The following is a 17,215-nucleotide window of genomic DNA, read 5'->3' on the forward strand; positions in this document are numbered from 1 at the left end:
GACCGAACGGGTCCACCCCTCAGTGTTTTCCCGTTCACGCCGGGTGGTCGTTACGGAATCGTAATCCGTCGATGGTTTGGCTACCGCGCGTTACCTCTGTGCCCAGGAATGCCGGATATTGGTCAGCTTGAACTTTACAAACGATGCCGTTCTGTCAACGTCCTGTGACGAGATCATGCCCGTACGTCAGCTCCCTGTTACTGACAGGTAATCCGGGCCTTGTGACGCGGGCCTCAGGGGTGCACCATCACTGCACGCTCGTTACCCGCCGGTAACAGGTGACGACCCGGTGCGGGCGTCGTCACCCCCGCCGACCGGCCACCCCGCGCGACATCACCCCGAGGAGGGCCCCGTGCAGGATCGGTTCGACAACCCGGGTCGTACCCGGTGGCGGCGCTTCGCCGCGCTCATGGTGCCCGCGACGGCAGTCGCCGGCGCGATCGTGTTCGGCATGTCCAACGGCGCGATCGCGGCGTCGTTCGCCGTCTCCGGCCAGACGTTCAAGGTCTCCGCGACGGAGCTGCGCGGTAACGGCTTCGTCCAGTACGGCGGGATCGCCGAGGAGGAGAACGGCACGAAGCACCCGGTCGCCGTCTCCGGCATCCGCGACGCCAAGCTCTACGACCTGTGCCAGTCGGTGAAGGTGCCCGGGGCGCCGGTCGTCCTCACGATCAACGCCGGTGGGGGCGGCAAGCCGGCCACCGCGAGCGAACTGCTGATCGACATGGACCTGCTCGAGGGCGACGCCGAGTTCAAGAACATCAACATCGGCCAGGACGCCTCGACCCTGACCGGCGGCCCGAAGGGCGCCACCGGCGAGAAGAAGTCGTTCGGCCAGCAGTCCGACACGGTGGTCATCAAGAACCTCCGCCAGGTGGCCCGCTCCACCCACGCCGGCACGTTCAACCTGACCGGGCTCAAGCTCAAGGTCAACGTCGGCGCGGACGCCAAGGAATGTTTCTGACCTGATCACCGGGGCCCGCGGAGGGCACGCTCCGCGGGCCCGTTCCCTGCCCACGACACCTCACCCGGCAGGAGGCGTACGTGACAACCGCCGAACCGCAGCACGTCCGGCCCGGTCGTCTCCGCGAGACCTGGCGCGGCTTCCGCCGGTGGCGCCGGGTACGCCCGTTCTGGGGCGGCCTGCTCACCGCGCTGGCCGGCCTGGAGATCTTCGGGACCACCCAGATGTCGCTCGGCGGTCTCTCCTTCCAGATGGGACCCACCGGATTCCTCTCCTGGCTGATCCCCACCATCCTGGTGACCTGCGGCCTGCTGATCTGGTTCAGCCCGCAGCAGCGCATCTTCTACGCCGTGGTGGCCGCGGTCACCGCGCTCTTCTCGCTGATCGGGGTGAACCTCGGCGGCTTCTTCGCCGGGCTCCTGCTCGGCATGGTCGGCAGCGCCCTGGCCTTCGCCTGGACCCCGGACCGCCCTCCCACCACGACGCCCGACGTCGATCCGGACCCGGGCACCGACCACACCGGAGCGGAGACCGCGCCGGCCGAGGCGACGGCACGCCACCTGCGGGCGGTGCCCGCCGGACCCGAGCCGGACGCGCCGACGCTCGTCGACGAGGCCGGACCGGCCGGCGACCCGCTCCGCGCCGCCCGGCCGGCGCCGTCGGTGTCCGAGCCGCGGCCCCACCCTCCGGCCGGTCCGCCCGTACCCGGGCCGCGCGATCCGCGGTACCTCGCGGTGCTGCTCGGGCTGGTCGGGCTCTCCGCCACGGCGGCGCTCGCCGCGCCGGCCCCGGCGCGGGCGGCCGACCCCGCGGGACGGGCGGTCGTGGCGGCCCCCGCCGCCTGCCCGACCCGACCGGCGACGACCGGCCCGGCCGCGCCGAGCCGGTCGGCGACACCCCGCCCGAGCGGCTCGGCGTCGGCGAGCCCGAGCCCGAGCCCGGACGCCGACGAGGACGACGGCAACCTCATCACCGACATCCTGGAGGGCATCGGCGACCTGTTCGGTGGTGGCGACGACGAGGAGGAGCAGCCGTCGGCCTCCGCGACTCCGACCGCGACCACGACCGGCCGGCCCACCGCGACCGGCACGCCCCGCCCCCGGCCCGCCGTGTCCGGCTGCCCCACGGCCACGCCCACCCCCCGGCCGAGCGGCGACGTCGAGGCGGGCGAGCCGCTGCCGCGCGTCGCCGTCGACCCGGGACAACCGCTGGTGAACGCCGTGCCGTCCAAGCTGACCGGCTCGAAGGTCACCATGACCGGGCTGCGGTTCGACGGGATCGTCGACCTGCCCACCGCCCAGGGCACCCTCAAGGCGCTGAAGTTCAGCATGGCGCGGGCGGTCACCGACGACTTCCTGCTCCGCGTACCCGGCCCGGCCGGGCGCACCATGGGCTTCGCCACCGGCCAGCTGACCGTCCAGGGGAACGTCGACTTCTACGCGACCCGCTTCGTGGGGCGGCTGCTCGGCATCAAGATCACGTTGACGCCGGACCTGCCGTTCCCCGACGGCCTGCCGATCACCTCACCGATCCCGATCACCTTCACCGAGCCGGCGATGGACCTGGCGTTCGTCACCAGCGACACGCTGACCGCGAAGCCGCGGCTACGGCTGACCCTGAACTGACCCCGCTCCACCACCACCCCGGTGCGGGGCCGGCACCACCGGCCCCGCACCTTCTTCCCGTCAGAGGCGGGCGAGAGCCCGGCGGAGCGGGTCCAGCCCGAGGGCACCCAGGTCGAGCGCCTGGCGGTGGAACTCCTTCAGGTCGAAGTCGGCGCCCTTGCGGGCCTTCGCGTCGTCCCGGGCCTGGAGCCAGATCCGCTCGCCGACCTTGTACGACGGTGCCTGCCCGGGCCAGCCCAGGTACCGGTTCAGCTCGAAGCGCAGGTTCTCGTCCGGCACCCGGCAGTGGGCCCGCATGAACTCCCAGCCCAGCTCCGGCGTCCACCGCTCCCCCGGGTGGAAGCCGAACGGGTTGTCGGCGGGGATCTCCAGCTCCAGGTGCATGCCGATGTCGACGATCACCCGCGCGGCGCGGAACGCCTGGCCGTCGAGCATGCCGAGCTTGTCGCCCGCGTCCTCCAGGTAGCCCAGATCGTCCATCAGCCGCTCGGCGTAGAGCGCCCAGCCCTCGCCGTGACCGGAGACCCAGCACAGCAGCCGCTGCCAGCGGTTGAGCTTCTCGGCGCGGACCGCCGTCTGCGCGATCTGCAGGTGGTGGCCCGGCACGCCCTCGTGGTAGACGGTGGTGACCTCGCGCCAGGTGGAGAAGTCGGTGATGCCCTGCGGCACCGCCCACCACATCCGGCCCGGTCGGGAGAAGTCCTCGCTGGGGCCCGTGTAGTAGATGGAACCGTCGCTCGTCGGAGCCAGGCAGCACTCGATCCGGCGTACCTGCTCCGGGATGTCGAAGTGGGTGCCGTGCAGCTCGCTGACGGCCTTGTCGGCGAGCGCCTGCATCCAGTCGCGGAACGCCTCCTTGCCCTGGATCGTGCGGGCCGGGTCGGCGTCGAGCGCCGCGACCGCGTCGTCGACGGTCGCGCCGGGCCCGACGATCCGCGCGGCCACCGTCCGCATCTCGGCCTCGAGCCGCGCGAGCTCCTCGAACCCCCAGGCGTACGTCTCGTCGAGGTCGACCCTCGCGCCGAGGAAGTACTGCGAGGCCAGCTCGTAGCGCTCACGGCCGGCGGCCTGCCGCTCCCGGCCGAGGGGCGCCAGCTCGGTGCGGAGGAACTGGCCGAACTCGGCGGTGGCCCCGGTGGCGGCGGCCGCGCCGCGCCGCAGCTCGGCGCCGAGCGTGCCGTCCTCGCCCAACCGCTCGACGAGCCCGTGGAAGAAGTTGTCGCCGTCCGGGTCGACCCAGATGTCGCACTGCTTCGCGACCTCCAGCAGCTGCGCCCGGGCACTGACGTGCCCGGCAGCGGCCTCCTCGCGCAGCGTGGTCTTGTAGTCCTCCAGCGCGCCGGCGAAGCGGTTGAGCCGGGCGGCGATGTTCGCCCGCGCGTCCTCGCCGTCGGTCGGCATCAGGTCGAAGACCGAGCGCAGGTCGTGCAGGCCGCTGGTGATGACGCTGACCCCGTTGCCGACCTCCCCCGCCTCGTAGCGGGCGAGGTCCAGGCCGAGCCGCTCCTGCATGGCCTCCCGGGCGGTCCGCTCCGCCTCCGACTCGGGCTCGGTGACGTCGAGGTCGGCGAGGGTGCGCCGGGTCAGGTCGGCGCGGGCCGCGTAACCGGCGGGCGACAGGTCGTCGAGCTGGTCGTCGAAGCCGGCGATGCCGACGTAGGTGGCGCCGGTCGGGCTCAGCGCGGCCCAGTCCGCCACGTAGCGGTTGGCGATGTCATCGATTCGTCCCACGCTGCGACCCTACGTGACCCCACGGCCTGGTTGTCGACCCTGTTTGCGATGCGCCGGGCAGCGGCCCGACCGCGGCGGCGCCGGTCCGGACCGCCGGTGCTGTGGCGGTCGACACGGCGTCCGAAAAGCGCGGGACTTCGTCGTACCCCTGCGGCAGAGTGTCAGGGGTGACGGCGGACCTCACTCCTGACCGGGCGGCGCTGCGGAGCTGGCTGCCCGGGTTCATCGCCCTGGCCGCGATCTGGGGTTCCAGCTTCCTGTTCATCAAGGTCGGCATCCGGGAGCTGCACCCACTGCACCTCACCCTCTACCGGGTCGCCGCCGGCGCGGTGACGCTGCTCGTCGTGCTCGCCGTGCTGCGCGACCGGCTGCCCCGCGAGCCGCGGATCTGGGCCCACCTCTTCGTGATCGGGGCGCTCGGCGTGGCGGTCCCGTTCACCCTCTTCGGCTACGGCGAGCAGCGCGTCGAGTCCATGCTGGCGGGCATCTGGAACGCCACCACCCCGCTGATCGTGCTGCCGATGGCGGTGCTGGTCTTCCGCACCGAACGGCTGACGGCCCGCCGTGCCGTCGGGCTCGGGCTGGGCTTCGCCGGGGTGCTCGTGGTGCTCGGGGTGTGGGAGGGCGTCGGCGGCTCCCACTTCGCCGGCCAGCTGATGTGCTTCGGCGCGGCGGCCTGCTACGGCGTGGGGATCCCGTACCAGAAGAAGTTCGTGGCGGGCAGCGCCCACTCGGGGCTGTCGCTCTCCGCCGCGCAGCTGCTGATGGCGGTGGCGCAGCTCGCGATCGTCGCGCCGCTGGTGGCCGGCGCCCCGCCGGTGCCCACCGCCCTGTCCGGCGAGGTCGTCGCCAGCGTCCTCGCGCTCGGCGCGCTCGGCACCGGGCTGGCCTTCGTCATCAACCTGCGCAACATCCGGGTGGCCGGGGCGAGCACCGCCTCCACGGTCACCTACCTGATCCCGGTCTTCGCGGTGCTGATCGGAGCGCTCGTGCTCGACGAGCGCCTGACCTGGCACCAGCCGGTCGGCGCGCTGGTGGTGCTCCTCGGCGTCGCCGTCACCCAGGGCCTGATCGGCCGCCGACCGACGCCGACACCGGTGGGCACGCCGGCGGTGCCCGCCGCCGAGCCCGTGCTGCCCGGCCGGGCACCCTACTGACGCGGCTCCTGGCGCTTCGCGGCCCACACCACGAGCTGATCCGCCGGCCAGGTGTCGACGACCCGGTCGGCGGGGACGCCGCAGCGGGCGGCGCGTTCGCAGCCGAAGCGCTGCCAGTCGAGCTGCCCGGGGGCGTGCGCATCGGTGTTGATCGCGAAGAGGCAGCCGGCCTCCAACGCCCGCCGGATCAGTCGCTTCGGAGGGTCCTGCCGCTCCGGCCGCGAATTGATCTCCACGGCGACGCCGCGTTCGGCGCAGGCCGCGAAGACCGCGTCCGCGTCGAAGTCGCTCTCGCCCCGGGTACGCGGGCGGTGCGCCCGGTCACCCGGGCCGGTCACGCCGGCCGGCCGGGACGACACCATCCGACCCGTGCAGTGACCGAGGATGTCCAGATGCGGGTTCGCGATGGCGGCCAGCATCCTGCGCGTCATCTTGCCGCGCTCGTCGTTGAGGCCGCTGTGCACCGAACCGACCACCACGTCGAGCCGGGCCAGCAGGTCCTCGTCCTGGTCCAGCGAACCGTCGGCGAGGATGTCCACCTCGATGCCGGTGAGGATCCGGAACCCCTCGGGCAGGGCCTCGTTGAGCTTCGCCACGTGGTCGAGCTGGCGGCGCAGCCGGTCGGCGGTGAGGCCGCGCGCCACCTTCAGCCGGGGCGAGTGGTCGGTCAACACCAGGTACTCGTGCCCCAGCTCGGCCGCGGCGAGCGCCATCTCCTCGATCGGTGAGCCGCCGTCGGACCAGTCGGAGTGGGTGTGGCAGTCACCGCGCAGGGCGGTACGCAGGGCGGTCGCCTCCGCGTCCAGGTCGGTCCCCTCGGTCGCGACCAGCCGGCGCAGGTAGACCGGCTCCTCACCGGCCAGCGACTCGACGACGCAGCGGGCGGTGACGTCGCCGACCCCGGACAGCTCGGTGAGCTTGCCGCTGCGCGCCCGCTCCGTCACCTCCTTCGCCGGCAGGGCGGCCAGGGCGTTCGCGGCGGACCGGAACGCGCGTACCCGGTAGGTGGCCTCGTTGGCGCGTTCCAGCAGGAACGCGATCCGGCGCAGGTCGGCGATGGGATCCCGGGCGGCCATGTCCTGCAACCTACGCGCCCACGCGGCCATTCGGGGGGACGAACCGGCGGCGCGGGGACCCGCCCGTCAGCCGGTCCGTGGCGCCTTCGGGCAGCCGTGCCGGCGGTGCCAGGCGGTCACCTCGGTCGCCGGGCTGCGGTCGATGCCGCGCCGCCACGCGTCCAGGTAGGGCGCCGGCCAGACCACACCGCGCCGGATCCACCAGCCGTCCTGCCCGGCGCACGGCGGCGAGATGCCGAAGTGCAGGTGGCAGACGTTGTTCGCGTTGCCGGTGCGGCCCACCGTGCCGAGTTGCTGACCGGCCCGCACCCGGACCCGGGGATCGATCCCGGCGGCGACCTCCGTCAGGTGCGAGCCGTAGTAGCGGACGCCGTCGTCGCCGAGCACCGAGACCGACAGCCCGCCGTTCCACGGGCCGAGCGGGCCGCGCCGGTCGAACCGGTCCACCCGGCTGACCTCCAGGACCGTCCCGTCGGTGACCGCCACGACCGGCTCCCCGCAGTCGGCGAAGATGTCCGTGCCGGGGTACGCCGAGTGGGTCGGGTGGTAGGCGACCTTGCGGGCGCGTACCGGGAAGACGTGCGTGAGCCCGGCGCGGGTCGGCGCCGCCGACGGGCCCCCGTAGGTCGCGGCGCCCGGCGCGGAACCGGGTGCCGACGCCGCCGGCTGGTCCGCCGTGGCCGGCGCGGTGGGCGTGCCGACGTCCGCCCCGGGCCGGGTCGTCGCGCAACCGGCGGCCAGCACCGACACGAGCAGCAGCAGGACCGGGTACACCGGGCGGTGCCCGGTCGACGGCGGGGGCATCGCGCCATCCTGACAGACCAGTACGGTGAGGACGAGAGGCGTGCGTGGCGGGAGGAGTGACCGTGACGAGCGATCCGTACGGCGGGTTCCGCCCACGTAGCCCGTCGGGGCTCTTCCCGTCCGGGCCGCCGGCACGGCCGACCTACCGGGAGCCGCACCCGGTCTCCGGGGGCGGTGTCGCCGCCGGTGGCGCCGGCGCGGCGGCGTGGCTGCTGCTGTTCGGGCTGCTCGGCACGAGCGTGCGGACGTACGCGTGGTGGACGCTCGTGGCCGGCGGCCTCGCCTGGCTGGTCGCCCTCCTGCTGGTGCGCCACGGCGACCGGGGCGTGGGCACCGGGATCGCCATCGTCACCGGTGGCGGGTGGAGCATCGCGGCGGCGATCGTGGTGGTCCGGTGGGCGACGAGCGGCGACTGGCCACTCTGGTGAGGTCGCGGTCCGTCGTGGCGCGGCTGCGCAGCGAAGCCCGTCTTGACGTGACCGTGTAGGCTGCCGCACCCTCGGCGGTATGGCCTGGACCACTCCGCGGCTCGACCCCGAACGCAGCCGCCGCCGCCTGCAACTCCTCGCCGAGTTGGCGGGTGCCCGGGCGGTACGCCAGCGGGAGCGGCCGCAGCGTCTCCGCAGCGAACGGCTGAAGCAGCTCATCGCCACCCGCCGCCGCCTCGTCGGGTGACCCCGACTTTCCCCAGGATTGGCCGGCCCTTCGGGGCGTTGACCGGTCGCCTGCCGACCCGACCGGCTAACGTGCACGCGTAACGGGTCGGCTGTAGGGGCGCCGAGGCAGTTTGGGGGGACCGTGTCGTATTTCGCTGCGGCGGTGGTGCGCGACGAGAGCGGCTGGACCGCCGCCGAGGTGAACCTGCGCGGGGTCACCGACATCGACGAGGTCGCCGAACGGTTGCGCGACGTCGACGGGGACGCCGACCTGTCGCTGCTCTTCGTCGAGGCCGAGGACGCGTACCTGGTGATCCTCCGCCTCGACGAGGGTGAGGACCTGCGGGTCTTCGGCTCCGACTCGGCGTACGCGGAGGAGTCCCGCCTGGGCGCGCTGCTGGTCGGTGACCTGAAGGCGTCGGTCACCGGCCTGGACGAGACCGAGGAGTCCCGCCCGGCCGGCGGTGACGAGGAGAGCGAGCAGCCGGCCGTCGACCCCGAGGCGGACCCGGTTGGCGACGCGGACCTCCTCGCCGACCTGGGCATCCCGGCGGCGAAGCTGCTGGCGCTCTGCACCCACGAGGGCATGCTGCCGGCCGACGTCACCGCCGAGATCTGCACGGTGCTGGGCTGCGCCGACGAGGTCGAGGAGTTGCGTGAGGTCTGAGCCGGGCGGGTCCGGTCCGGCGGCCGGAGGCGCACCGCTCCCGCACGGCGGCGAGCCGGCCGACGCCACCGACCCCGCCCTGGAGACGGTGCGACCGGGGCAGCCCACGCCCGGCCGGGCCGGGCGGGTCGGCCCGGGGGCGGACGAGGGGCTGGCCGACCCGGACGGCGCGGGCCGCCGGCAGCGGTACGAGCTGTGGATGCGCCGGGCGTTGGAGATCGCGGTGACCGGGGCGGACACGGCGGCCACCGCCGACGACGTTCCGGTCGGGGCCGTGCTGTACGGCCCGGACGGCGTGGAGTTGGCGACCGGCCGCAACGAGCGGGAGCTGACCGGTGACCCGACGGCGCACGCCGAGGTGCTGGCGCTGCGCCGGGCGGCCGAGCGGCTGGGGCGCTGGCGGCTCGACGGCTGCACCCTGGTGGTCACGCTGGAGCCGTGCACGATGTGCGCCGGCGCGCTGGTGCTGGCCCGGGTCTCGACCGTCGTCTTCGGAGCCTGGGAACCGAAGACCGGCGCGGCCGGCTCGCTCTGGGACGTGCTGCGGGACCGCCGGCTCAACCACCGCCCGGAGGTCTACGGCGGCGTCCTCGAGACCGAGACCGCCGCCGTCCTGCGCGCCTTCTTCCGCTGAGGGAGTAAGGAAGGGCCCCCTATTAACGCCTGCGGTAGTAAAAGGGTCCCTTCCTAACGCTCCGGGCGGAGCAGGGTCGCCGCCACCGCACGCGCGGCGTCGGTCCAGGGCGCCGGCCGCATGGTGGCCGGGTCCAGCCGGACGATCGCCCGCCGGCCGTCGGCGTACACCGTGGTGCCGTCGACCGACCGGAACTGGAACGCGTACTCGGCGCTGCTGGTGCCGAAGCGGTCGAGCCAGAAGTGCACCGCGACCGGGCCGGTGCCGGTGATCGGCGCCCGGAACGTGATCGCGAACTCGCGTACCGCGTGGAACACGTCCGGTGCGCTGTTCCCGCCCTGGAAGGCGACGCCCCGGTCGGCCCAGTACGGGGTCAGCGCCCGCTCCAGCAGTACCGCGTACCGGGCGTTGTGCAGGATCCCGAGGGCGTCGAGGTCGTCGAAGTGCACGGTGACGTGCTCGACGTGACCGAAGTCGACGGCGGGCGGGTCGGCGAGGGCGTGGCTCATGTCAGGCCTTCCGGTAGCAGGGTCGGGTCCGGGCACAGCGCCCGGAGGCGGTCCAGCACGCCGTGGCGGGCGTGCCGGTAGGCGGTGTCCGGCTCGAGCAGCCGGGACTGCATCGCGGCGCTCATCCCGAGCGCGTCGATCTCGTACGCCAGTTGGGCGACGTCCAGGTCGGCGGGGAGTTCGCCGGCGTCGACCGCCTGCTGGACGAGTTGTTCGAGGAAGGCCGTCCACCGGGCGTACGCCTCGGCCAGGCGGTCCCGCACCGGGCCGGGGCGGGCGTTGTACTCGAACTGGGTGTTGGCGAAGAAGCAGCCGCCGGGGAGCACCCGCGCCGCATAGAAGTCGATCCTGGCCTCGTGCAGCGCCCGGAGCCGGCGTACCCCGCGCGGGGCGCGCAGTGCCGGCTCGACGATCCGCTCCCGCCACTGCTCCACCGCCCGGTCGATCGCGGCGAGCTGGAGCGCCTCCTTGGATCGCCAGTGCGCGAAGAGCCCGGACTTGCTCACGCCCAGCGCGTCGGCGAGCTGCGCCAGGCTGAGCCCGTGCAGGCCGGCCTCGGTGGCCAGCACCACGGCGGCGTCCAGCGCGGCCGTGCGCGTCCGTTCACCCCGCACGAGGCGTCCGTCGACGGTCATGAGAGCAGCATACTCAAAAAGCACGAACGGTCGTATTGTTTGTGTCGGTGATCGCGCTCACCCTCGACGCACGCCGCCCCGCCACCCGGACGGGCGGCGGGGCGGCGGGACGGGTCTGCTCAGGCGATGATCGTGTCGAGGGCGATCTCCACCATCTGGCTGAACGTCTGCTCCCGCTCCTGCGACGTGGTCTTCTCGCCGGTGCGGATGTGGTCGCTCACCGTCAGGATCGTCAGCGCGCGGGCCCGGAACCGGGCCGCGATCGTGTAGAGCGCCGCCGACTCCATCTCCACCGCCAGGACGCCGTAGTCGGCGAGGGTGTCGTAGAGGTCCGGCCGGTCGGTGTAGAAGGCGTCCGCCGCCAGGATCGGCCCGACCCGCATGGTGATGCCGCGCCGCTCGGCGACCTCCACCGAGGTACGCAGCAGCCCGAAGTCGGCGACCGGCGCGTAGTCGATCAGCCCGTCGAAGCGCATCCGGTTCATGTTCGAGTCGGTGGACGACCCGATCGCGGCCACCACGTCACGCAGCTGGAGGTCCTCGGTGAGGGCGCCGCACGAGCCGACCCGGATGAGCGACTTCACGCCGTACTCGTTGACCAACTCGTGCGCGTAGATCGAGGCGGACGGCATGCCCATGCCGGAACCCTGCACGGAGACGTCGACGCCGTTCCAGCGGCCGGTGAAGCCGAGCATCCCGCGGACCGTCGAGTAGCACTGGGCACCCTCGAGGTAGGTCTCCGCGATCCACTTGGCCCGCAGCGGGTCGCCCGGCATCAGGACCCGCTCGGCGATCTCTCCCGGCTTAGCGCCGATGTGCGTACTCATGGCAAGGATCCTGCCAGGCCGCTCAGCGGCATACCGGTTCGGCGTCCGATCCCGCGGTCCTGTACCCTACTCGGCGGTGGTGTGTCCGAGTGGCCTAAGGAGCACGCCTCGAAAGCGTGTGAGGGTGCAAGCCCTCCGCGGGTTCAAATCCCGCCGCCACCGCTCGTGAGATGCGAGAACGCCCGGCAGGTCCGCGAGGATCCGCCGGGCGTTCCGCTTCTGGTCTCAGTTTCGGTCTCAGTCGGCACTTTTCGGCTCGTCTGTGCCATCTGGCGGGCGTTCCCACAGCAGACCTCCGACGCGCCTGGCGATGTCACGATGAACCTGTGCAGTCAAGTGCTGGTATCGGGCCGCCATGGCGGAGTTCGACCAGCCCATGATGCCCATTACGGCCCGCTCGGCCACGCCGAGGATCAACAGCACCGTGGCGGCCGTGTGCCGGGCGTCATGCAGTCGGCCGTCCCGTAGCCCGGCGAGCTTGAGCAGCCGCTTCCACTCGTCGTAGTCCGTCCGGGGGTTGACCGGTCCACCGGTCGGCGTGGCAAAAAGCCAATCGCCACCCTCCCAGAGTTGGGCGGCAGTGGCCCGCTCCTGATCCTGCTCGTCGCGGTGCTTCCTGAGTAGCGCCACCAGCTCGTCAGGGAGCCCGATGCTCCGTCGCCCGGCGCGCGATTTCGTGTCGGCGGTGGCGGCGCGCACCTGGCGGCGATCGGGGCAGTGCCCGCCGTACTTTCGCCCACATGACGAGCTGCAGCCGTGCTCCCACCTGGGCCGTTGCCGGCCACGCCGGACCGTCAGTGTTCCGGCGTCGAGGTTCACATCTGACCAGCGCAGGCCGAGCGCTTCGCCCTGGCGCAGGCCGAGAGCGAGGGCGATCGCCCACCGCGCGCTGTTGCGGCGGCCCTGGGTGACGGCCAGGAGCCGCTGCACTTCGTCGACGGTGTACGGCTCAATTTCGCTCTCGGGCAGGCGTGGTGCCTTGGCAAGGGCGGCAGGGTTCTTCGCCAGGTGCCCCCGACGTACCGCCTCGTTGAGCGCTGTACGGATGGTGCGGTGGGCTTGGTGAGCCGTCGCAGGAGCGCTGCCATTCTGTTGCATCCGCCGGTAGAAGCGTTCGAGGTGCTCAGGCTCCAAACGCTCAAGCCGGTGGGCCCCGAGGCCCGGAATTAGATGTCGGTAGACGGCGACCCGGTAGCCGGCGATGGTGTTCTCTCGCACGGCCGGGGCGGCGATGTTTTCCACCCAGTGGGTTAGCCAAGTCTGCACCGTCCAGCGCTGGCCCGCCTTGCGCACCGTGCCGCTCTCCCGCTCCCGTTCCAGGAGCCGGACCTTCTTGATGACCGCCGCCTCCGTCTTCCCCCGGACGTGCCGGCGGTCCGGCGATCCGTCGTCCTTCACGCCGACGGTGACCCGACCGTGCCAGGAACCATCGGCGCCGAGGTAAATGCTGGATGCGCCGTTCGGCTTGCGTCCCATTGGCTGGCTCCCTTCAAGCGGCGTCGTCGAGGGACGTCGGTTCGGCGAGCAGGTTTCGCACGTATTCGTCGAGGCAGAACGTGGGTACGCGGCGGAGGCGACCGATGGTGACGGTGCGCACTTGGCCGGCCTTGACGAGGGCGTACATGGTCGTGCGGCCGATGCCAAGCCGCCGAGCGGCTTCTTCGATGGTGAGCAGTTCTCCGGGGTTCATCGCGTTCCTTTCGGTCGGTGGCGTTTGGTTAGGCGGCGGTGGGCAAGGCTGTGCTGGTGGTGCCGAATTCGTGGGCGAGCTCTTCGCGGCCGGTGGTTCGTCGCTCGCGCGCCATGGCGGCGGCGGTGTTGGCGAGCAGGGCGTCTCCGGTCGTATGCCAGCCGACGCCGGCGAAGGTGAGGGCGCCGACGACGAGGGTGGTGGTGTCGTCGAGCTGGTCGACAGCGCGAAGCCCGCTGTTGTGCTCGTCGGTCTGGTGGTGGTGCTCGTGCCGTCGGTAGGCGACGCGGATGTCCCGCAGGAGTTGGAACGTCACCGAGTAGCGGCGGCCCTTGGTGAGAAAGTGGCCGCCGTAGCCGAGCATGTGTGCCCACCTACGTAGCCGGGCATACGGGCCGGGCTGAGGTCTGCTGGCCGGTTCGGCGTCAAGGGCGGCTTGACGGTCGGCGGTGCAGGTGGGGCAGGCGGCGTAGCGGGTGTGGGTGCCGCAGTCGGGACACTCCCAGCGGTCGACGAAGCCCGGTCGGGGGCGCGGGTCACGGGGCCGCTCCGACAGGGGTACGGGTGTGGTGGTGGGTCGGCCGATGCGCCAGCAGGCGTCGATGAGGCGGGCGGTGTGCTCGCCGTCGGGGTCGGCGTAGTCGCCGATGGTGTCGGCGGTCAGGCGGCTGCTGGTGTGCCCGGTGGCCTCGGTGCTCTTGGTGGCGTACTTGGCAAGGTAACCGGCGACCATCCCGTCGGTGACGTCCCCGTCGAGGCCAGTGGTGATGGGTCGGATGTCGAGCTGCTCGCCCCAGGCGATGAGCCAGCCCTCAGGCCGGTCCGGGTGCGACGGGGTGTGGAACGCGACCTGGGCGGCGGCGTGCCGGAACGCGTCGACGAGGTCGTCAACGCTGAACCCGGCCGGCGGGGGAACGATCGCGTCGGGGTCCTGGCCGTCGACACCGTCGAGACGGGCGATGGCATGGAAGTGCACCGCTCCCCGTGCCTGAAGTTCGGCGACCTTGCCGGGGGATAGCCGCACGGGCGGGACCTTGCGGACGTTGCCCGATTGGGTGATGACCTCGACGCGGGGGATACCGCGTCGGCGGGCGAGCTTGGCGAGGTAGCGTTCCGCGGCTTGTTTGGTGCGGTGCCACAGCTCCCCGGAGAACAGGTTCCAGACCACTTGGTGGTCGTGGTCGTAGCAGTCCAGGCACAACGGCCGACCCAGCACCGCGTCACCGGCTTCATGCCGGGCCCAGCAGACGGCGGGCCGGCCGTGCTCGCAGACACCGACGTCGCGGCGGGCGTGGCACGGTTCGGCGCGGCAGTCGCAGCGGCGGCGGTTGCCGCAGGTGTGCCGCTTGACCACCCGCGCGTGTACCGGACCGAACGATGGCGCGGTGAACGTCGGGAACACCGCCGGATGCGACGCGACCGATTCGGGGACGCCCTTGCCGCCGACCAGCCCGGCGCGCAGGAGTTGGAAGGCGTCGCGCTGGTAGGTCTGCGCGCACGAGGGGCAGACCGTGGCGCGGCGGTTGCCGCAGGCGGTGTAGATCGCGCCGTCAGGCATGACGTCGGTATGCCGAGCGTCGATTACCCGGCCGGTGCCCTGCTCGACGGTGAGGATCTGCCCGGCGAGGCGGATGGGGCGGGTGCAGCCTGCGGCGGCGCGGACGTGTTCCAGCCAGCCGAAGTAGTCCGGCCGGGTGGCGCGTTCGAAGGCGGAGCCTGCGGCGGTGTAGCCGTAGACGGGTGGGACGTCGGCGTTCGAGCCCACACCCCGGGCCAGGGCGGTCCGGGGTGTGAGGTCCAGCGTCGACGCCATCAGCCGCGCACCTCGTCGAGGTGGCGGGTGGTGATGGTGCGTTCAGTAACGATGACCCGGCAGGCGCCGCACTGGCGCTTGGCCGGCTCATGTCGATGACACGGAATCTGGTTAGTGGTGGTGCCGCAGCGGATGGTGACCGGTGCGCGGCAGGGGCCGCCGGGGATGACGTCGATGACGTCCCGGCGGATGTCGAACGGGTGCGGCCCGTCGTGAGCGGGGCAGACGTGGATGGTCTGCTCGATGTCAACGAGAACGATGGTCACCGGGCACCACCCCGGATGGTCGACAGGATGCGTCCGGCGACAGCGGGAGCGACGTCGAGCCGGTCAGCCAGCTCGGCGGCGGTGATGGGTGCTCCGGTGGACTGTTCGTGCTGCACGGCCGCGAAGCGGGCCATCGGCAGCAGGTGAGCTGGCACCTCGACCGGCTCCGAGGCCGGCACAGTGACAGGCTCCCGCTCGACGGCCGGCTCGGTGGCCGGGGTAGGGGTCGGTTCGGGTGCGGTGATGGCGGCCGGCGGTGCCGGCTCGGTGACCTGCTCGGCCACCTGGACACGGATCGGTTCAGCCGGCGGCGGAGTCTCGCCCTTGACCGGGGCGAGCACGAGCTTGACCAGCGCCATGAAGGCGAGAGCGGGAACGGCCGAGAGAAGCCATCCGGAGATGCCGGGCTTGGCGACCGCCAACTGTGCGGCGAGGGAGAGGCCGGCGGCGGCGATGAGCAGGAACAACGGGTAGCCGATAGGAGCGCCGCTACGGCGACGTCGGCGAATCGTGAGGAGGCAGGCGACGGGGACGAGTTCGGAGATGACGGCGTTGGCCCAGCCGAACCATGCCCCGGTGCCGGCCGGGGAGTTGGCGAGGGTCCAGTCTTTGACGTGGGTGAAGGACGCGGCCCCGGCGAAGCCGGCCACGGTGAGGAGGATGAGGACCAGGACCAGGCCCTCCAGGCGGCTGCCGGTGGTGCGGTCAGCGGCCATGGCCGGTCACCTCCCCGGAGGTGACGACCTTCTCTTCAGCGATGAGACCGGCGAGGCCGACGCGGATGCCCGCGCAGGTGGCGCAGTCTCGCCCGTCGCCGACGGTGCAGTCGGCGAGATGGGCTTCGTGAACGATCCGCAGGGATTCGGCGTAGTAGCCGGCGAGGAACCGCTCGAACGACAGCGGACCACGGCTGGCGAAGTCGGCGGCGAGGGCGGTGACGACGTAGTCGTCCGGGCTCATCCGCTCCGCAGCGGCGAGGTTGGTGATGGCAACGGTCATCGGACACCGCCCATGTAGGCCATGGCGATGCCCATGAGCAGGACGAGGGCGAAGGTGATCAGGACACCCATCAGTTACCTCCGGGGATGCAGTCGAGGCAGCCGCCGGTACGGCGGGGGATGTAGTAGGGCTGCACCAAGCCGCAGTGCCGGCAAGTACGCCGGGCCCGCAGGGCCTTTGCGATGGCCTCCCGCTGTGCGGGGGTCGCAACCCGTTTGGGTGCGGCGAGGTCGAGGCGGTAGAGGTAGGCGACGCGCTTGCCGCGACGCCAGAGGATCTGGGCGACCGCGTGATGTCCCCCGGGTCGGAGGCCGGCGGCGCGCAGTTGCCGGCGGGTCGCAAGACCTTGCGGTGCCATCCGGTACGGGTAGGTGGGGAACTCTTCGGCGGCCCCGGTGAGGTGGTAGGCGGTGGTGGTCATGGCTGGCCTCCCCAGCGCTGCTGCGCGGCTTGGCGGGAGATGCCGAGGCGGGCACCGATTTCGGCCCAGGAGTAGCCGAAGGCCCGTAGCCCGATCACGGCCTCAGTAATGGCCTCGTCGAGTTGGGCGGAGAGGGCGGTGAGGTCGCGGAGGGCTTCGACGTCGCCGGTGGCGACGCGGCGGCCGTGGGCGCGGATGATGCGGCGAGCGAACGCCGCGAATTCGTCGTTCTCGACGACGTCCCGACGACGGCGGGATCGCGGAATCGGCGTCAAGGTGTGCTTGACGGTGTTCATCGGTTCTCGCCTCCCTCGGTGTGGAGGCGGTCCCACTCCTTCGCGGCGTCCTCTAGGGCGGCGATGACGAGTTCTGCGGTGCACAGCGGGTCGTCGTTCCAGGAGTAGGGGGAGGTGTGCTCGTCGATGACGAAGCCGTCCTCGTCGACGCAGAACAGCGGGTGGAAGGCGTCGAGGTAGTCGACGAACGCGGCGAGGGTGGCGAGGTAGTCGGCGAGGGTGCCGCCGTCGAGCTGGGAGAAGTGCTCGACCTTGTGGCCGGCGCAGGCGATGCCGATGGCCCCGGCGGCGCAGGCCGGCGGGGTTGGAGTGTCGGTGCTGGTGTCGTAGTAGGTGCCCTGGTGCCAGCCGTGCCGGCGCAGGTAGAGGGCAGCCATCCGCAGCAGGTCAGCCGGAGTGACCTGCTCGGTGGTGGGTGGATTCTGGGTAGCCTTCATGGCAGCCA

Annotated in this window: 22 protein-coding genes and 1 tRNA gene; 8 read left to right on the forward strand and 15 right to left on the reverse strand. The window is 72.2% G+C overall.

Going from position 1 to position 17,215, the window contains the following annotated elements; genetic code table 11:
• Positions 1–352 precede the first annotated feature (352 nt).
• Both GKC29_RS05535 and GKC29_RS05540 read left to right on the forward strand, forming a co-directional pair.
• Complete coding sequence (locus tag GKC29_RS05535) at positions 353–964, forward strand: DUF6230 family protein (RefSeq protein WP_155329788.1); 612 nt, start codon at positions 353–355, stop codon at positions 962–964.
• Positions 965–1,044: 80 nt separating this feature from the next.
• Positions 1,045–2,589: a DUF6114 domain-containing protein gene (locus GKC29_RS05540; RefSeq protein ID WP_196255816.1), complete on the forward strand. Its 1,545-nt coding sequence runs from the start codon at positions 1,045–1,047 to the stop codon at positions 2,587–2,589.
• Between the two features lie 60 nt (positions 2,590–2,649).
• Here the strand turns inward: GKC29_RS05540 and GKC29_RS05545 are convergent, their stop codons facing one another.
• Positions 2,650–4,320 carry a DUF885 domain-containing protein gene (locus GKC29_RS05545; RefSeq protein WP_155329789.1) on the reverse strand — a complete coding sequence of 557 codons (1,671 nt, stop codon included), beginning with the start codon at positions 4,318–4,320 and terminating at the stop codon, positions 2,650–2,652.
• A gap of 167 nt (positions 4,321–4,487) precedes the next feature.
• On the opposite strand from GKC29_RS05545, the gene GKC29_RS05550 reads away from it, so the two are divergent.
• Entirely contained in the window at positions 4,488–5,477 is a 990-nt protein-coding gene (locus GKC29_RS05550; RefSeq protein ID WP_196255817.1) for a DMT family transporter, read from the forward strand.
• On the opposite strand, the gene GKC29_RS05555 is transcribed toward GKC29_RS05550, so the two are convergent.
• Positions 5,471–6,553 carry a PHP domain-containing protein gene (locus GKC29_RS05555; protein WP_155329791.1) on the reverse strand — a complete coding sequence of 361 codons (1,083 nt, stop codon included), beginning with the start codon at positions 6,551–6,553 and terminating at the stop codon, positions 5,471–5,473. The two genes, GKC29_RS05550 and GKC29_RS05555, sit on opposite strands and share 7 nt — an antisense overlap.
• Positions 6,554–6,619: 66 nt before the next feature.
• Positions 6,620–7,357, reverse strand: a complete 738-nt coding sequence (locus GKC29_RS05560; RefSeq protein ID WP_155329792.1) for a M23 family metallopeptidase — start codon at positions 7,355–7,357, stop codon at positions 6,620–6,622.
• 62 nt (positions 7,358–7,419) lie between these two features.
• Here GKC29_RS05560 and GKC29_RS05565 point away from each other — a divergent pair, with 62 nt between their 5' ends.
• The 4 genes from GKC29_RS05565 to GKC29_RS05575 all read left to right on the forward strand — a co-directional run bounded on the left by GKC29_RS05565 (position 7,420) and on the right by GKC29_RS05575 (position 9,314).
• A complete protein-coding gene (locus GKC29_RS05565; protein WP_155329793.1) occupies positions 7,420–7,785 on the forward strand; it encodes a hypothetical protein in 366 nt (121 codons plus the stop codon).
• Positions 7,786–7,864: 79 nt separating this feature from the next.
• A complete protein-coding gene (locus tag GKC29_RS29490; RefSeq protein ID WP_196255818.1) occupies positions 7,865–8,032 on the forward strand; it encodes a hypothetical protein in 168 nt (55 codons plus the stop codon).
• A gap of 123 nt (positions 8,033–8,155) precedes the next feature.
• Positions 8,156–8,680, forward strand: a complete 525-nt coding sequence (locus GKC29_RS05570) for a tRNA adenosine deaminase-associated protein (RefSeq protein ID WP_155329794.1) — start codon at positions 8,156–8,158, stop codon at positions 8,678–8,680.
• Between the two features lie 199 nt (positions 8,681–8,879).
• Positions 8,880–9,314 carry a nucleoside deaminase gene (locus GKC29_RS05575; RefSeq protein ID WP_155334005.1) on the forward strand — a complete coding sequence of 145 codons (435 nt, stop codon included), beginning with the start codon at positions 8,880–8,882 and terminating at the stop codon, positions 9,312–9,314.
• Between the two features lie 53 nt (positions 9,315–9,367).
• Here the strand turns inward: GKC29_RS05575 and GKC29_RS05580 are convergent, their stop codons facing one another.
• The 3 genes from GKC29_RS05580 to deoD all read right to left on the reverse strand — a co-directional run bounded on the left by GKC29_RS05580 (position 9,368) and on the right by deoD (position 11,285).
• Entirely contained in the window at positions 9,368–9,823 is a 456-nt protein-coding gene (locus GKC29_RS05580; protein WP_155329795.1) for a thioesterase family protein, read from the reverse strand.
• Complete coding sequence (locus GKC29_RS05585; protein WP_155329796.1) at positions 9,820–10,458, reverse strand: TetR/AcrR family transcriptional regulator; 639 nt, start codon at positions 10,456–10,458, stop codon at positions 9,820–9,822. Before GKC29_RS05585 ends, GKC29_RS05580 begins: the two co-directional genes overlap by 4 nt.
• Positions 10,459–10,577: 119 nt before the next feature.
• Complete coding sequence (deoD, locus tag GKC29_RS05590) at positions 10,578–11,285, reverse strand: purine-nucleoside phosphorylase (RefSeq protein ID WP_155329797.1); 708 nt, start codon at positions 11,283–11,285, stop codon at positions 10,578–10,580.
• A gap of 75 nt (positions 11,286–11,360) precedes the next feature.
• Here deoD and GKC29_RS05595 point away from each other — a divergent pair.
• A tRNA-Ser gene (locus GKC29_RS05595) sits at positions 11,361–11,447 on the forward strand.
• 75 nt (positions 11,448–11,522) lie between these two features.
• Here the strand turns inward: GKC29_RS05595 and GKC29_RS05600 are convergent.
• The 9 genes from GKC29_RS05600 to GKC29_RS05640 all read right to left on the reverse strand — a co-directional run bounded on the left by GKC29_RS05600 (position 11,523) and on the right by GKC29_RS05640 (position 17,207).
• Complete coding sequence (locus GKC29_RS05600; RefSeq protein ID WP_155329798.1) at positions 11,523–12,761, reverse strand: site-specific integrase; 1,239 nt, start codon at positions 12,759–12,761, stop codon at positions 11,523–11,525.
• A gap of 13 nt (positions 12,762–12,774) precedes the next feature.
• A complete protein-coding gene (locus tag GKC29_RS05605) occupies positions 12,775–12,975 on the reverse strand; it encodes a helix-turn-helix domain-containing protein (RefSeq protein ID WP_155329799.1) in 201 nt (66 codons plus the stop codon).
• Between the two features lie 28 nt (positions 12,976–13,003).
• Entirely contained in the window at positions 13,004–14,788 is a 1,785-nt protein-coding gene (locus GKC29_RS05610; RefSeq protein ID WP_155329800.1) for a replication initiator, read from the reverse strand.
• Complete coding sequence (locus GKC29_RS05615; RefSeq protein ID WP_155329801.1) at positions 14,788–15,054, reverse strand: hypothetical protein; 267 nt, start codon at positions 15,052–15,054, stop codon at positions 14,788–14,790. Before GKC29_RS05615 ends, GKC29_RS05610 begins: the two co-directional genes overlap by 1 nt.
• Positions 15,051–15,770 carry a hypothetical protein gene (locus GKC29_RS05620; RefSeq protein WP_155329802.1) on the reverse strand — a complete coding sequence of 240 codons (720 nt, stop codon included), beginning with the start codon at positions 15,768–15,770 and terminating at the stop codon, positions 15,051–15,053. Before GKC29_RS05620 ends, GKC29_RS05615 begins: the two co-directional genes overlap by 4 nt.
• Complete coding sequence (locus GKC29_RS05625) at positions 15,760–16,053, reverse strand: hypothetical protein (RefSeq protein WP_155329803.1); 294 nt, start codon at positions 16,051–16,053, stop codon at positions 15,760–15,762. Before GKC29_RS05625 ends, GKC29_RS05620 begins: the two co-directional genes overlap by 11 nt.
• A gap of 70 nt (positions 16,054–16,123) precedes the next feature.
• Complete coding sequence (locus tag GKC29_RS05630; RefSeq protein WP_155329804.1) at positions 16,124–16,474, reverse strand: RRQRL motif-containing zinc-binding protein; 351 nt, start codon at positions 16,472–16,474, stop codon at positions 16,124–16,126.
• Positions 16,471–16,770, reverse strand: a complete 300-nt coding sequence (locus GKC29_RS05635) for a hypothetical protein (RefSeq protein ID WP_155329805.1) — start codon at positions 16,768–16,770, stop codon at positions 16,471–16,473. The genes GKC29_RS05630 and GKC29_RS05635 overlap by 4 nt, the downstream gene beginning before the upstream one ends.
• Positions 16,767–17,207, reverse strand: a complete 441-nt coding sequence (locus GKC29_RS05640; RefSeq protein ID WP_155329806.1) for a hypothetical protein — start codon at positions 17,205–17,207, stop codon at positions 16,767–16,769. The genes GKC29_RS05635 and GKC29_RS05640 overlap by 4 nt, the downstream gene beginning before the upstream one ends.
• Positions 17,208–17,215 lie beyond the last annotated feature (8 nt).

Source organism: Micromonospora sp. WMMC415 (genome assembly GCF_009707425.1).
Classification (GTDB): Bacteria; Actinomycetota; Actinomycetes; order Mycobacteriales; family Micromonosporaceae; genus Micromonospora.

Bases quoted from the DNA above. Each gene is read 5' to 3' on its own strand.
- GKC29_RS05555 (WP_155329791.1), bottom strand. From the start codon at position 6,553: ATGGCCGCCCGGGATCCCATCGCCGACCTGCGCCGGATCGCGTTCCTG.
- GKC29_RS05560 (WP_155329792.1), bottom strand. From the start codon at position 7,357: ATGCCCCCGCCGTCGACCGGGCACCGCCCGGTGTACCCGGTCCTGCTG.
- GKC29_RS29490 (WP_196255818.1), top strand. From the start codon at position 7,865: ATGGCCTGGACCACTCCGCGGCTCGACCCCGAACGCAGCCGCCGCCGC.
- GKC29_RS05575 (WP_155334005.1), top strand. From the start codon at position 8,880: ATGCGCCGGGCGTTGGAGATCGCGGTGACCGGGGCGGACACGGCGGCC.
- GKC29_RS05580 (WP_155329795.1), bottom strand. From the start codon at position 9,823: ATGAGCCACGCCCTCGCCGACCCGCCCGCCGTCGACTTCGGTCACGTC.
- GKC29_RS05585 (WP_155329796.1), bottom strand. From the start codon at position 10,458: ATGACCGTCGACGGACGCCTCGTGCGGGGTGAACGGACGCGCACGGCC.
- deoD (WP_155329797.1), bottom strand. From the start codon at position 11,285: ATGAGTACGCACATCGGCGCTAAGCCGGGAGAGATCGCCGAGCGGGTC.
- GKC29_RS05600 (WP_155329798.1), bottom strand. From the start codon at position 12,761: ATGGGACGCAAGCCGAACGGCGCATCCAGCATTTACCTCGGCGCCGAT.
- GKC29_RS05605 (WP_155329799.1), bottom strand. From the start codon at position 12,975: ATGAACCCCGGAGAACTGCTCACCATCGAAGAAGCCGCTCGGCGGCTT.
- GKC29_RS05610 (WP_155329800.1), bottom strand. From the start codon at position 14,788: ATGGCGTCGACGCTGGACCTCACACCCCGGACCGCCCTGGCCCGGGGT.
- GKC29_RS05620 (WP_155329802.1), bottom strand. From the start codon at position 15,770: ATGGCCGCTGACCGCACCACCGGCAGCCGCCTGGAGGGCCTGGTCCTG.
- GKC29_RS05625 (WP_155329803.1), bottom strand. From the start codon at position 16,053: ATGACCGTTGCCATCACCAACCTCGCCGCTGCGGAGCGGATGAGCCCG.
- GKC29_RS05630 (WP_155329804.1), bottom strand. From the start codon at position 16,474: ATGACCACCACCGCCTACCACCTCACCGGGGCCGCCGAAGAGTTCCCC.
- GKC29_RS05635 (WP_155329805.1), bottom strand. From the start codon at position 16,770: ATGAACACCGTCAAGCACACCTTGACGCCGATTCCGCGATCCCGCCGT.
- GKC29_RS05640 (WP_155329806.1), bottom strand. From the start codon at position 17,207: ATGAAGGCTACCCAGAATCCACCCACCACCGAGCAGGTCACTCCGGCT.